Origin of the sequence: Streptomyces geranii, assembly GCF_002954775.1 — a bacterium.
In the GTDB taxonomy this organism is placed as follows: domain Bacteria; phylum Actinomycetota; class Actinomycetes; order Streptomycetales; family Streptomycetaceae; genus Streptomyces; species Streptomyces geranii.
Genome location: NZ_PJME01000019.1, coordinates 58,827 through 72,109, shown reverse-complemented (window position 1 = coordinate 72,109; position 13,283 = coordinate 58,827). Strand labels below are relative to the sequence as shown.

General features: G+C 70.4%; 12 protein-coding genes. 9 read left to right on the top strand and 3 right to left on the bottom strand.

The window, feature by feature from the left end; all coding sequences use genetic code 11:
• Window positions 1-83 precede the first annotated feature (83 nt).
• From CW359_RS24490 to CW359_RS24480, 3 genes are all read left to right on the top strand, one after another.
• Window positions 84-1,016, top strand: coding sequence for a hypothetical protein (locus CW359_RS24490; protein WP_105972261.1), 933 nt, complete (start codon window positions 84-86; stop codon window positions 1,014-1,016).
• A 131-nt stretch (window positions 1,017-1,147) separates the two neighbouring features.
• Window positions 1,148-1,804 carry a DUF433 domain-containing protein gene (locus CW359_RS24485; protein WP_105972260.1) on the top strand — a complete coding sequence of 219 codons (657 nt, stop codon included), beginning with the start codon at window positions 1,148-1,150 and terminating at the stop codon, window positions 1,802-1,804.
• Window positions 1,794-2,180: a PIN-like domain-containing protein gene (locus CW359_RS24480; RefSeq protein ID WP_105972259.1), complete on the top strand. Its 387-nt coding sequence runs from the start codon at window positions 1,794-1,796 to the stop codon at window positions 2,178-2,180. Before CW359_RS24485 ends, CW359_RS24480 begins: the two co-directional genes overlap by 11 nt.
• Before the next feature lie 34 nt (window positions 2,181-2,214).
• On the opposite strand, the gene CW359_RS24475 is transcribed toward CW359_RS24480, so the two are convergent.
• Window positions 2,215-2,802, bottom strand: coding sequence for a 3'-5' exonuclease (locus tag CW359_RS24475; protein WP_105972258.1), 588 nt, complete (start codon window positions 2,800-2,802; stop codon window positions 2,215-2,217).
• Between the two features lie 105 nt (window positions 2,803-2,907).
• Here CW359_RS24475 and CW359_RS24470 point away from each other — a divergent pair, with 105 nt between their 5' ends.
• Window positions 2,908-3,303 (top strand): GNAT family N-acetyltransferase, encoded by a 396-nt coding sequence (locus CW359_RS24470; protein WP_105972257.1) that lies wholly within the window; start codon window positions 2,908-2,910, stop codon window positions 3,301-3,303.
• Window positions 3,304-3,314: 11 nt separating this feature from the next.
• Here CW359_RS24470 and CW359_RS24465 read toward each other — a convergent pair whose 3' ends face one another.
• A complete protein-coding gene (locus CW359_RS24465) occupies window positions 3,315-4,160 on the bottom strand; it encodes an SDR family oxidoreductase (RefSeq protein WP_232838572.1) in 846 nt (281 codons plus the stop codon).
• Between the two features lie 93 nt (window positions 4,161-4,253).
• Between CW359_RS24465 and CW359_RS24460 the strand changes: the two genes are divergently transcribed.
• On the top strand, window positions 4,254-4,583 hold the full coding sequence (locus CW359_RS24460) for a hypothetical protein (RefSeq protein WP_105972255.1): 330 nt from the start codon (window positions 4,254-4,256) through the stop codon (window positions 4,581-4,583).
• 11 nt (window positions 4,584-4,594) lie between these two features.
• Here the strand turns inward: CW359_RS24460 and CW359_RS24455 are convergent, their stop codons facing one another.
• Window positions 4,595-5,365, bottom strand: a complete 771-nt coding sequence (locus CW359_RS24455; protein WP_105972254.1) for a sugar isomerase domain-containing protein — start codon at window positions 5,363-5,365, stop codon at window positions 4,595-4,597.
• A gap of 288 nt (window positions 5,366-5,653) precedes the next feature.
• On the opposite strand from CW359_RS24455, the gene CW359_RS24450 reads away from it, so the two are divergent.
• The 4 genes from CW359_RS24450 to CW359_RS24435 all read left to right on the top strand — a co-directional run bounded on the left by CW359_RS24450 (window position 5,654) and on the right by CW359_RS24435 (window position 13,282).
• The gene (locus CW359_RS24450; protein WP_105972342.1) at window positions 5,654-6,538 is read left to right on the top strand and encodes a MurR/RpiR family transcriptional regulator; all 885 of its coding nucleotides are present in this window, start codon (window positions 5,654-5,656) and stop codon (window positions 6,536-6,538) included.
• 209 nt (window positions 6,539-6,747) lie between these two features.
• On the top strand, window positions 6,748-11,019 hold the full coding sequence (locus CW359_RS24445) for a glycoside hydrolase family 38 N-terminal domain-containing protein (RefSeq protein ID WP_105972253.1): 4,272 nt from the start codon (window positions 6,748-6,750) through the stop codon (window positions 11,017-11,019).
• A gap of 263 nt (window positions 11,020-11,282) precedes the next feature.
• Entirely contained in the window at window positions 11,283-11,747 is a 465-nt protein-coding gene (locus CW359_RS47610) for a peptidyl-prolyl cis-trans isomerase (RefSeq protein ID WP_408647512.1), read from the top strand.
• Window positions 11,748-11,908: 161 nt separating this feature from the next.
• Window positions 11,909-13,282, top strand: coding sequence for an extracellular solute-binding protein (locus CW359_RS24435; protein ID WP_105972251.1), 1,374 nt, complete (start codon window positions 11,909-11,911; stop codon window positions 13,280-13,282).
• Window position 13,283: the final 1 nt, after the last annotated feature.

The following is a 13,283-nucleotide window of genomic DNA, read 5'->3' as shown; positions in this document are numbered from 1 at the left end:
CAACCCAACTAAAGACGACGGCCCCCGCCAGGACGGCAATCCTGAACGAGGGCCTGACCGCTCAGGAAGGTACGAACTTCCCGATGGCTGAAACGCAGTCTAACGCGCCCTCGTGCGCCAACGCCGGTGCGGCAAAGGCACACACCTACGGTGTGATCCACGTACGCACCCGTCTCACCGCCGACTTCACGGTGATCTCCAACGCCCTCGCCCAGCGACGCGGCAGCGCGGTCACCGTCGGCGTCGCGGCCTACATCCTCTCGGTGCCCGACGGCGCCCGCGTCAGCATCGCCGCCCTCTGCGCCCACTTCGACGAGGGCGAGATCCTGATCTCGCGCGCTCTGCGGGAGTTGGAGGCGGCGGGGTATCTGGAACGGCGCCGGGTGCGCGGGCCGAACGGCAAGGTCCGTACCCAGACGTGCTTCTACGACGTACCGCGCGGCGCCGACGACAGGCCGCCCCTCGCTCCACCGCCCTCGCGGCCCAGGACGTCCGCGACGCCGGACGGGGAGAGCACGCCGCCGAACGGGCAGAGCACTCCGTCGGCCGCACCTGCGGAAGCGACAACCCCCCTGTTTGTCCAGCCCGTTGACCTGCCCGTTGACCTGCCGCCCTCGTCACCTCCCCCGCCCCCGCTCGGCCTTGACGACGCCGACCCCCAGGCCGTCGTCATCCTCGCCTCTCTCCGGATCGTCGACCGCAGGCTGATCCTGTCCCGCGGCGAGGTCGCCGAGTTGGCCCCGGCGGTCGCCGAGTGGCTCGCGCAGGGCCTGCGCCCCGAGGAGATCACCGGGGCCCTCACCAGCGACCTCCCGGCCCACTTCCGGGCCCGCCCGGCACGCGTACTGGCGTTCCGCCTGCGCGAGACCCCGCTCCCCGCGCCCCCGAGCGCACCGCCGCCCGCCACTCCCCGGCCACTCGCCCTCCCCTGGCAGACCTGCGACGGCTGCGAACGGGCGTTCAGGGCGGCGGAACCTTCCGCGTGCCGGGACTGCAGGCCGGTGGAGGCGGCCTGATGGTTCGGGGAGCCGGTGTCCGGGCACGGCACGTGACGGAGGCGCACCGTCATGGCGTACAGCCGGCGAGTCCGGTGTGCAAACATGCGGAACCTCGGACCAACGGAAGCCGGGCCAACGGGAGGAGGATCATGGTCAATCGATTCAACGACGGGCTTCTGACACCCACGGAGACGGCCTCCCACCTGGAGGTCCCCCTGCCGACGCTGACCAGCTGGCTCAAGGGAACGGCGGCGGGCGCACCACTCGTCCACCGCGTCGAGCCTGTGCGAAGCGGACAGCCGTCGGTCCCGTTCATCGCCGTGGCGGAGGCCCACGTACTGCGCTCCCTGCGCTCGCTGGGCCTGCGGATGAGCGAGATCCGGGAGGCCGCAGCGGCCGTACGGAAGGCGTTCGACACTCCCTACGGACTGGTCTCGAAGCGCATCGCGACGGACGGCGTGGACATCTTCGTCGAGCACGGTTTCGGCGATCTGAGGCGCGCACGCGACGGCCAGGCCCCCATCCACGAGGTGGTGGCCGGGTATCTCCGCTACCTGACCTGGGAAGGCGAGGACGACTACCCGGCGAGCCTGCGGCTGAAGCAGTACGGGGAGTCGGTGCCCGTCGTGCTCGATCCCCGGTTCGGCCACGGACTGCCGGTCATCGCCGCCAACCGCGTCACGGTCAAGGCGGTCGCGGACCTCTGGGAGGCCGGTGAGAGCGTCGAGGACATCGCCTACGAGTACGGCATGACGCCCGAGCAGGTGGATTCGCTCTGCCACGCTGTGGTGCGCCTTGCCGCCTGAGTTCTTCCTCGACCGGAACCTGGGACGCCGCGTCGCGGAGGAACTGAGGCACCGTGGCTGGGCGGTGCACCGCATCGTCGACGTCTTCCCGGCGGACGCGCAGGACGTTCCCGACGAGGAGTGGATCTCGTACGGGCTCGACCGGTCATGGGTTCCGCTGTCGAAGGACGGCCGTATCAAGACCCGGGACCTGGAGATCCAGCCCGTCCTCGATCACTCCGCCGTGCTCTTCTACCTCGACAATCAGCAACTCCGCACCCTGGAAATGGTGGAACGGCTCGACGCACATCGCAGCGCGATCCTCCGGGCCGCCGAGAAGGGCGGACCCGCCGCGTACGCCGTGCGGCTCGGCGGCCTCGACCGGACGTGGCCTTGACCGTCGGGTACGGAGAACTGGCTCGCCCGACGGCTCAGGGGGCCGTTTCCGCGACCGGCCAAGCCCCCCGCCCCACCAGATCCAGAACGAGCGCGGCGATGTTCCAAGCGTCGTCCTCCCCCCGGTGATGGCGTCCTTCGAGCGGCAGTCCGGCGATCTGCAGGGCCTGGCTCATGCCGGGTTTCCGGCGCAGCCCGTACGCCTCGGTGAACACCAGCTTGGCGTTGGTGTGGGTGCGCTCCGTCGGATACCCGAACGGGTAGGCCACCCGGTCGGCCTGACTCTGCCGGGCGAACTGCCGCCGGTCGTACTCGCCCCAGCTCGCCCAGGGCCGTTCCCCGGCCCCGTACTCCTCGACGAGGACCCGGCAGGCCTCGCCGAAGCCGACACCCCGGTCGACCTCGGCCTGCGTCAGCCCGGTCAGCTCGGTACAGAAGGCGCTCACGGCCGAACGGGCAGGCCGGACCAGGAGCCGATGCCGGGACACCCGGCGCCGTGCGGCAACGTCCACGACGGTGAGCCCGATCTCGATGATCTCGTTCACCGAACCGGGCGGCGGCTGTCCGTCCCAGCAGGTGGCTTCCACGTCGATGACGTTCAGGAGGGTGGGGTGGTGGGGCATGGGGCGAGGGTAGGGAGGGGGACGCGGTACCGGCATCCCAGTTTCCGGAACGCGCCCCACAGTTGGTCGTTGTACCGCCGCGCAGAAGCATGGTAGCGAGGCCGCATGACGACCAGGTACGAGTGGCGTGCCCACTTCGACAACGCCTCCCTCAACGCCCTCCACGCCGAAGGCTTCGGTGGCCACCCGGCGACCACGGACTGGCGCACCCGGCTGCAACGCCACAGCCTCGGCTGGGTCTGTGCCCGGGACGGCGACTCCCTCGTCGGGTTCGTCAACGTCGCCTGGGACGGCGGAGTTCACGCCTTCGTCCTCGATACGGTCGTGGCCCGGCGCTGTCGGTCCCAGGGCATCGGCGCCACGCTGATCGCCACCGCCGCACAGCACGCCCGTACCGCCAACTGCGAGTGGCTGCACGTGGACTTCGAGGACCACCTCAGTTCCTTCTACTTCGAGGCCTGCGGTTTCCGTCCTACGGCCGCCGGACTCATCGCCCTGTAGTCGGCCCAGGTCTACCCAAGTCCCCCATTGCTCATCAGCAGTTGCCCATTGACCCACTGCCCTTCCTCAGAGCACAGGAAGTCCACGAGATGGGCCGCGTCCTGCGGAGTGCCCAGGCGGCCCAGTGGGGTGCGGCGGCGGAAGTTCGCCCGGTCCTCCTCCGACATCCAACCGGTGTCCACCGGACCGGGGTTGACGGCATTGGCGGTCACCCCGAGGTGGGCGAGTTCTCGGGCCGCCGCCAAGGTGATGCGGTCCATGGCACCCTTGCTCGCGCCGTACGGCAGGTTGCCCACCGTGTGGTCACTGGTGAGGCTGACGATCCGGCCGGTTCCGGCAGGCGCCGTGAAGCGGAGTCCGAACTCCCGGATCAGCAGCCAGGTGGCCCTGGCGTTGACGGCGAAATGCCGGTCGAAGCTCTCCAGGGTCGTGTCGAGCAGCCCCGAATCGACCGACTCGCAGTGACACATCACCAGCGCGGCGACACCAGCACCGGCACCGAGACGGGCACTGGCACCGCCGCCGCCACCCGCACCGCCCATCCACCGCTCGACCTCGTCGAAGACACGGGCCGGAGCATCCGCGTCGGCGAGGTCCGCCTCGATCGCCGTACTCGCGGCGCCGAGCGCGCTCAGCTCCCCGCTGATCCCATCCGTGGCCCCCCGCTCGACGCCCCAGGACATCCGGGCGTCGTACGGCGTCCAGTACGTGAAGGCGACATCCCACCCCGATGCCGCCAACCGCCGGGCGACCCCCGCCCCGATGCCGACGGTACGACCCACCCCGGTGACCAGGGCGAGCGGCCGGGTGCGGCCGGGTGTTCGGTCGGGGCGGGCTTCCTCGGCATGCGTCGTCACGGTCCGGGATCGTCCAGGATCGGCGTCCGCCCGGCAAGCGGTTATCCTCGGCAATCGCAACATTGCGTGATAATCGGCCCAAGCGAAGGAACCATGAGATTTCCCCCGCCCTCCAAGACCGGGCCGCTCATCGCCCTGGTGTACCTGGTGGTGGTGTTCGGGCTCGACTACCTGGGCGTCGACCGAGGCAGCGACACGGCGGCCGTCGCCCTGTACGTCATCACGTTCCCGTCAGGCTTCCTGACGACCATCGCGTTCCTGCTGCTCGGAGGTGCCGTCGGGTTCGACGAGTACAGTCCGGGCCCGGATTCGTACGCACCGTCCGTGTACGCCGTCGCGGGCATCGTCCAGGTGCTGCTGGTCTGGCTGGCTTGGCCGGCCTGGAGGTCGCTGAATGCCTTCAAGTACAGGACTCGTCAGTAGCACCCCCTCCCTCAGCTGGCCGGCCGCCGAATCCGCCCCCCGTAATGCCGCTCCAACCCCAGATTCCCCTCGAACCCCCCAGGCACGTTCGCCGACACGTACACCGGCGGACGCACCCCCGCCCCGATCAGCACCGCCGCCGCCTCCGCCACCGCCATCTGCACCAGCATCACGCCCGTCAGCGTCGACAGCGCGCACACCGCGCCCCCGCCCGGCAGTTCCAGCAGCGCGTCGCCCGTCGGGGCCTCGTTGTCCAGGACCACGTCCGCGATGTCCGCCAGTTTCCTGCCGCTGGAGTGGCCCGCCGGGACCGTCCGCGTGTGGGTGAGGGACGTGATCGCGAGGATCTTGTGGCCGTTCTCCTTCGCCTTCAGCGCCATCTCGACGATGACGTTGTTGACGCCCGAGTTGGAGATGATCACGAACAGGTCGGCCGGATGCGGGGCGGCCAGGTCGTACAGGCGCTCGGCGATACCCGGCTTGCGTTCCAGCAGCGGGTCGTCGAGGGCGCTCGGGTCGTCGCCGCCGTAGAGGACCAGGTCGGCCATCGACAGACGGTTCGTGGGGACGAGGCCGCCCGCCCGGCCGGCCAGTTCCAGGACGAGGGCCTGCGAGTGCCCCGTACCGAAGGCCTGGATCACGCCGTCCGCGCGGATGCAGTCCGCGATAAGTCCGGCGGCGCGGGACACCGACTCCTGGGCGGCCCCGGACCCGGTGACGCGGTCGAGGACGGCCCGGCTCTCGCGCGCGAAGCCCTGGGCGCTGACGGACTCGACGGTCACTCGACACTCCCCACCGGTGGATGAAACCACCCGCTCTACCTCTATCGGTGAATCAATAAATCACAGTGTACGGGCCACGGGCAACGACCCGCGAGCAACGGGGCAACAAGCAACCAGCAAAGCCCGCCCACACCCTCCCCCCTCCCCGGCCCCTCTGGTCCTGGAATTCAAACTGCCCCACAGACGGTGGCTGATACATTCGTCACGACCATCAGCAACCACCAGCACAGCGCCGAGGAGATCGGTTACCCCATGGAACGGACCGAACGGACCGGCTCCGGCACCGGGATGCCCCCGACCGACGTCACCACCCTCATCCGTACGGAGCTGCCGCGCCTCGCCGGCTCCCTCCGGAAGGTCGGTGAGCTGATCCTCGAAGACCCCGCCGCCGTCACCCACTGTTCGGCCGCCGAACTGGGCCGCCGCACCGGCACCTCGCAGGCCACGGTCACCCGGTTCTGCCGTGCCATCGGCCTCGACTCCTACCAGCATCTCCTCATCGAGCTGGCCCAGGAGCGCGGTCGCGGCGAGGTCTCCGACTGGGGCACCGCCGAGATCGGGCCCGACATCTCCCCTGATGACAGCCTTGAGCGCGTCGTCCAGGTGGTCGGGAGCGCCGATCTGCGCGCCATCCAGCAGACCATCGACCGCATCGACCTCGACTCCATCGAGCGCGCCGGCCAGGCCACCGCCCGCGCCCGCCGTATCGACGTGTACGGCGTCGGCGGCAGCGGCGCGGTCGCCCAGGAGACCGAGACCCGCCTGTTCCGCATCGGCTGCCAGGTGCGCGGCTGGACCGAGGTGCACGCGGCCCTCACCTCCGCCGCCCTCCTCACCCCCGCCGACGTCGCCATCGGCATCTCGCACTCCGGCTCCACCCGCGAGACCATCGAGCCCTTCGAACTGGCCAAGCAGCGCGGCGCCACCACCGTCGCCATCACCGCCGACCCGAAGTCCCCGCTGGCCCGCGCCGCCGACGTACGGCTGATCTCCTCCTCCTCGGAGACCAGCTTCCGCACCGAGAGCATCGGCGCCCGGCACTCCGTGCTGGTCCTCATCGACTGCCTCTACGTCCGGGTCGCGCAGCTCTCCTACCAGCGCGCCAGCGCCTCCCTCGCCCTCACCGACCACATCGCCAGGGAGCACGCGGTGAGGTCCCGCCGCACCCGCTGACCGATCGACGACAGCACACGAGCCGCCTCGGACCACTCCGGTCCGAGGCGGCTTTTGCATGGATGAACCACCAAGGAAACAAGAAGATGGTTGTTTGAACCATCCGATCGGTGCCACGATAGGGCCCCGCGATTTCGATGTCCCGATTTCCCGGCATCCCGGCATCCCGTTTTCCGGTCCGCTTCCCTCCTAGGCCTCGCAGGAGACCCATGCGCGTCACCTCAGTCGAGTCGACCGAGCTGTTCGTCGGCAGCGCCGAGCACCCGCGTCAGGTGGTGACCGTCGAGGTCGGCCACCTCGCCGGCCGTACGGTCCGGCTCACCGCCGAGGGCCCCGGCGTCCGCAGCGAGGGGGACATCCGCGCGACCGTCGGCGACGACGGCACCCTCCGCGCCGAACTGCCCGTGCTCTGCGACCTGCCGCCCGGCGAGCGCACCCACATCACGGTCACCGCCGAGGACACCGACGACCCCGCCCAACGGGCCTCCCTCACCGGCGCCCTCCTCGTCGCCGAGCCCGGCTGGACGATGTTCATGGTCAGCCACTTCCACTACGACCCGGTGTGGTGGAACACCCAGGCCGCCTACACCGAGACCTGGGACGTCGCCGACGACCCGGCCCTCTCCGGTCTCCCCGCCCGTACCTTCGACTCGCGCGGCCAGTCCGGGATGAGCCTCGTCCGCGCGCACATCGACCTCGCGCGCCGCGACCCCGCGTACACCTTCGTGCTCGCCGAGGTCGACTACCTCAAGCCCTACTGGGACTCCTTCCCCGAAGAGCGCGCGTTCCTACGGCAGTTGCTGCGCACCGGACGCGTCGAGATCATGGGCGGCACCTACAACGAGCCCAACACCAACCTCACCGGCGCCGAGGCGACCGTACGCAACGCCCTCTACGGCGACGGCTTCCAGCGCGGCATCCTCGGCGCCGACCCGCACACCGCCTGGCAGCTCGACGCCTTCGGCCACGACCCCCAATTTCCGGGGCTGATGGCCGACGCGGGGCTCTCCTCCAGCTCCTGGGCGCGTGGGCCCTTCCACCAGTGGGGGCCCACCCTCTCCGTGTTCGGGGAGGAACCGCGCGATCCCCAACGCATGCAGTTCCAGGCCGAGTTCGACTGGATCGCCCCCTCCGGGCGCGGGCTGCTCACCGCCTACATGGTCAATCACTACGGCGCCGGCTGGGCCATCGACAACGCGCCCACGCTCCCGGAAGCGGAGGCCGCCGCCCTCAAGCTCTTCACCGGGCTGAAGCGGGTCGCGCTCACCCGCAATGTGCTGTTGCCCGTCGGGGGCGACTACGCGCCGCCCTGCCGCTGGGTCATGGGCATCCACCGCGACTGGAACGAGCGGTACGTCTGGCCGCGCTTCGTCTCCGCGATCCCCCGCGACTTCTTCACCGCCGTCCGCGCCGAACTCGCCGCCGAGGGACGGAAGGCGTCACCCCAGACCCGGGACATGAACCCGATCTACACCGGCAAGGACGTCTCGTACATCGACACCAAACAGGCCCAGCGGTACGGCGAGACACTCCTCGCCGACGCCGAGGCCTGGGCGACCCTCGCCTCCCTGGTCGCCCGACACCCCTATCCGGACGCGGCGTTGGACAAGGCCTGGCGGCAGCTCGTCTACGGCGCCCACCACGACGCGATCACCGGCTCCGAGTCCGACCAGGTCTACATCGACCTGCTGACCGGCTGGCGCGAGCTGTACGACCTCGCCGAGTCCGTGCACGCCGACGCCACCCAGGCCCTCGCGGACCGCGTCACCCCGCTGCCGGGCGGCGGCCCCGACCTCGTCGTCCTCAACTCCGCGACCTGGCCCCGCCGCGACACCCTCACCACCGACCTCCCCGAGGGCCTCGTCCCCGTCGACGACTCAACCGGCCTGCCTCTTCCGGCGGTCAGAGAGCCGGACGGCAAACTCCGGCTGCTGACCCCGGAGATACCGGGCCTCGGTCTCAAGGCCCTCCCCCTCACCGAGGGCAGGGCCCCCGAGTGGACCCCCGGCGAAGGCCTCACCATCCACAACGAGTTCTACGAGGTGACGGTCGACCCCGCACGCGGCGGCGCCGTCAGCGGCCTGCGCCGACTCGCCGACGGCGGCCGGGAGTTGCTGCGCCCCGGCGACATCGGCAACGAGCTGGTCGTCCAGGAGGAGTACCCGAGGCACCCGCGCTTCGGCGAGGGCCCCTGGCACCTCACCCCGACCGGCACGACGGCCGCCCGCAGCGGAGACGTGACGGCGGACGCCGTGAAGGTCGAGCACTCGCCCGCCGGGGCGCGCCTCACCGTCACCGCACGCCTCGGTCAACTCCTCACCTACATGCAGCAGTTGACCCTCTGGAAGGGCATCGACCGGCTGGACGTGTCGACGACCCTCGACGGGTACGACGGCTCCGACCGCCTCATCCGGGTCCGCTGGCCCGCCGACGTCAAGGGCGGACTGCCCGTGCACGAGGTGGCCGACGCGGTCATCGGGCGCGGGTTCGGGTTCGTGGAGGTGGACAGCGAACAGTTCCCCTGGACGCTCGACAACCCGGCCAACAACTGGTTCGCGCTGGGGGCGACGGCCCGGGTCGCGCTCAGCGACGACACCGGCCGCCCGCTCGGCCAACGGGCCGTCGGAGTAGCCGAGTTGGTCTACCCCTCCTGGCAGGAGGCCGGCGAACTCGGTGCCGAACTCGCCGCCGCGCTGGTCCGCGTGGGCGTCACGGCCACCTCGACGATCGCGGGCGGCCACCGCTACGGCGACCTCGAAGTCGACTCCAACCTCCCCGACCTCCGCATCGCCGTCGGCGCCCCCGAACGCAACTCCGTCGTCGCCGAGGCCCTCGCCATGGACCCGGCCGCCGGACGCGAACTCCGGCGCCAGCTCGCCGAGTCGGGCACGGCGTCGGTGTGGGTCGCGCCGCGTGCGGGCCTGCGCGAGGAATGGATACCGGGGGCGGACCTGCGCGACCTCGAACGGCTCCCGCTGCTCGTGGTGGCGGGCAGCGGCCCCGAGGACGACGCCAAGGCGGTGCACGCGCTGATCGCCGACCTCGCCGACTCCGTCGTACACGCCACGGCTGCCGGTGGCGGCGAGGCGCTGCCGCCGGGCGACACCTGGGACGGCACCGGCTTCGCCGTCCTCAACCGGGGCACCCCCGGCTGCGTGGTCACCCCTTCCGGCGACCTGTACATGAGCCTGATGCGCTCCTGCACGGGCTGGCCCTCGGGCATCTGGGTCGACCCCCCGCGCCGAACAGCCCCCGACGGCTCCGCCTTCCAGCTCCAACGCTGGTCGCACACCTTCGAGTACGCCGTCCTGGGCGGCACCGGCGACTGGCGCGAACTGCGGCTGCCGCAGACGGGACACGCGTACAACCACCCCTTGCGGGCGAGGGTGAGGGAGCGGTCTCCGGAGGCCGACCGCCTCCCCCGCACCGCGACCCTCCTGAGCCTCGAACCCGCGGGCGAGGTGATCCTCGACGCGCTCAAACCGGCCGGTTCACCGCTCGCGCGAGGGAGCGCGGCGCCCGCCGACCCCGGGCGCGGTGTCGTCGTACGACTGCACGAGGTCAACGGCCGTTCGACGGCGGCGCGGGTGCGCGGGCCGGTGCCGTGGACGGACGGCGCCCGGGCCGACGTACTGGAGAGGCCGGGGGAGCCGCTGCCCCCGGACGCGGACGGCACGCTCGGCACCCACCTGACCGGCTTCGAGGTGGCGACGGTACTCGCAACTCCCGCCGGGGTGACGGCTGTTGACCCGGGTGCCGGTGTGGATGCACACGAGCCCGCCCAGCCCGTCCACACCCGGTACTGGCTGCACAACTCCGGCCCGGCGCCACGCGGCAACCTCCCGGTGGGGGTCTACCTCTCCCCCACCACCCTCACCGCCTCCGGCCCGGTCACGGTGACGGTCCGCATCAGCTCCGAACTGACGGACGCCCCCGTCTCCGGCACGCTCACCCTCGGCGGCCCGCCGGGCTGGTCCGCCGACCCGGCCCAACTCCCGTACGCCCTGGCCCCCGCAGGCTTCACCCTCACCGAGATCACGGTGACCCCACCCCCCGACGCATCCCCGGGCCGCCACTGGCTCACCGCCCGCCTGCCGTACGACGGCCAGGTGTACGAGGACACGGTGGCCCTGGACGTGCCGGGCGGCGGCGGTCCTGTCGGCCCAACTCTGCTTACAGAGCTGGGGGTTGACCGGGTCGTCGTACGGCGCGGAGAGCGCGTACGGGTCCCCGTGAACCTGCGCAACACCACCCTCGGGGAGATCAACGGCACGCTGTGGGCGGTGTCCTCGTGGGGGACGTGGGCGGGGGTCGGCCCCGGGGTGCGGGGGTTCGCCGTACCGGCCGGGGAGTCGGTGGAGTGCGGCATCGAGGTGAACGGCGGGGCCCTGCAGCCGGGTTCGTACTGGCTGATGGCGAAGGCCGGCTGGCACGGGTGCGTGGCGTACACGGAGGCAGTGGTCCTGGAGGTGACCCCATGAACCGACACGAGGACGAACATCCACCGGAGGGCGCCTGCGCCGTCGTAGACGGCGACCCGATACCGAGGGGGGATGTGGAGGCGGTCCTAGCGGCGATTCCGGTGCGGAGTGGTCGGGCCCGCGGTGACGCGCCCCTTCAGGGGCGCGGGGCTGTGTCAACTAGCGGCTCCGCCGCGGGGCGCGACCAGCCCCCACCGACCGCAAGCCAACCCACAACCCCGTCCGCGGAACGACAACGCCGCCGCTGGGCAACACAGGTGGTCGTGGCCGACGTACTGGCAAGACGAGCATGCGAGGACCGAGGACTGCCCCCACCAGACGCACCACTGACCCTGGGCCCCATCCCCCAGGCCGACGTAGCGAGCCTGGGCAGCATCGTCGCCGTAACCCTCGCCTACTCCCCCGCAGCCCGAACCCTCCTCACCCACCTGGAAGCCCGCCAGCACATCCCCGAGACAGCCCTACGGGAGTACTACGAGCACAACAGGGACCGCTTCCTGACAGTGGCCGCCCTACGCGCGGGCACAGACCCCTTCGGCGCAACGAAGGACGCGGACTTCCTCCCGTACGAGCACGTGAAGGCGGGAATCGAGGGCGAGTTGAGACAGGCGGCGGGCAGGCTTGCCTTCTTCTCGTGGCTCGACCTCGCGCGGGCGGACGTCGTGTACGCGCACGGGTACGAGCACCCCGGCGACCCGTCCCACCCGGACCACGAACACCGCCACTGAGGCGGCGGACACAGGTTCCGGAACCTAAAAGCAACACGGCACCCCATTGACCTCCGATGAATTCTGGTCCACCTTTTCATCAATCGGAGTCAAAGTTGGTGAATTGAACCAGCATCCAGGACATCCAGAGCATCCAGGACGCTCCCAGGAGGGCAGCAGCAATGCGCGCAAGAAGACTGACCGGATCCCTGTCCTGTCTCGTCGTACTGACGTTGACGGCCGCAGGCTGCGGCCTCTCCGGAGGCTCCGACGACGGCGGCGCCACCGCCGGTGCCTGCAAGGTCGACAAGGGAAACGTCGGGTCGGGGAAGCTGACCGGTGACGTCAAGGGCACGATCACCTTCCAGACCACCAACCTGAAGAAAGACTTCGGCGACTTCTTCAACGGCGTGATCGCCGACTTCGAGAAGGCCCACGCCGGTGCCAAGGTCAAGTGGATCGACGACCCCGGCGACAACACCTTCACCAGCCGGACCGTGGCCGACGCCCAGGCCTGCACGATGGCCGACGTCATCAACGTCAACGCGCCGACGGCGACCGCCCTCACCAAGGCCGGCTACCTGCTCGACATCGGTACCAAGGACCCGGCCGCCTCCAAGCCCTTCGTCCCGTCGTTCTGGAAGACGGCCACCTTCGCGGACGCCGCAGGCAAGTCGATCCACACCACGCTGCCCTGGTACACCGGCGGCGTGCTGCTGACGTACAACAAGGACCTGCTGGCGAAGGCCGACATCGACCCGGCGAAGCCGCCGACGAGCATCTTCGGGCTCTTCGCCGACTACGAGAAGATCGCCAAGGCCTCCGACGGCAAGTACTTCGCGACGATGGCCAACCCGATCTGGCGTATCCCGGCCGACTTCGACCAGATGGGCATCAAGGTCCTCTCCAGCGACGGCAAGTCGGCCGTCTTCGGCGACGACCCGCGCACCACCGAGTGGGTGGAGTGGATGGCGAAGCTGTACAAGGAGGGCGCGATGCCGAAGGACTCGCTGTCCTCCAGCAACGACCCGTCCACGCTCTACAGCCAGGGCAAGGTGGCCTACGGTTCGACGAACCCGAGCTTCGTACGGTTCGTCAAGCAGAACAGCCCGTCGGTCTACGCCAAGACGGCCGTCGGCCAGCAGCCGTACGACGATCTCGGTGTCGCCTCCGCCGGTGCCCCGCAGTACATCTCGGTCGCCGCGACCAGCAAGCACGCGGCCACCGCGCTGTCGTTCGCGGAGTTCCTCACCAACGCCGAGAACCAGACGGCCTGGTGCAAGGACCCGGCCGTGGTGATCTTCCCGACCACCACCGAGTCGCTGAACGACCCGTTCTTCCAGAACGTCACCGGCACCGACCCGTTCTCCCAGGCCCGCAAGCTCGTCGCCGACCAGCTCAAGACGGCCTCCACCAACCAGACCAACCTCTCCCCGGCCGTGCAGAACGCCATCGTGTCCCAGGTGCAGTTGGCCATGCAGGGCAAGAAGAGCGCGGCGGACGCCGTGAAGGACGCCCAGGAGAAGTCGAACGAGCTGCTGAAGCAGGGCAGTTGAC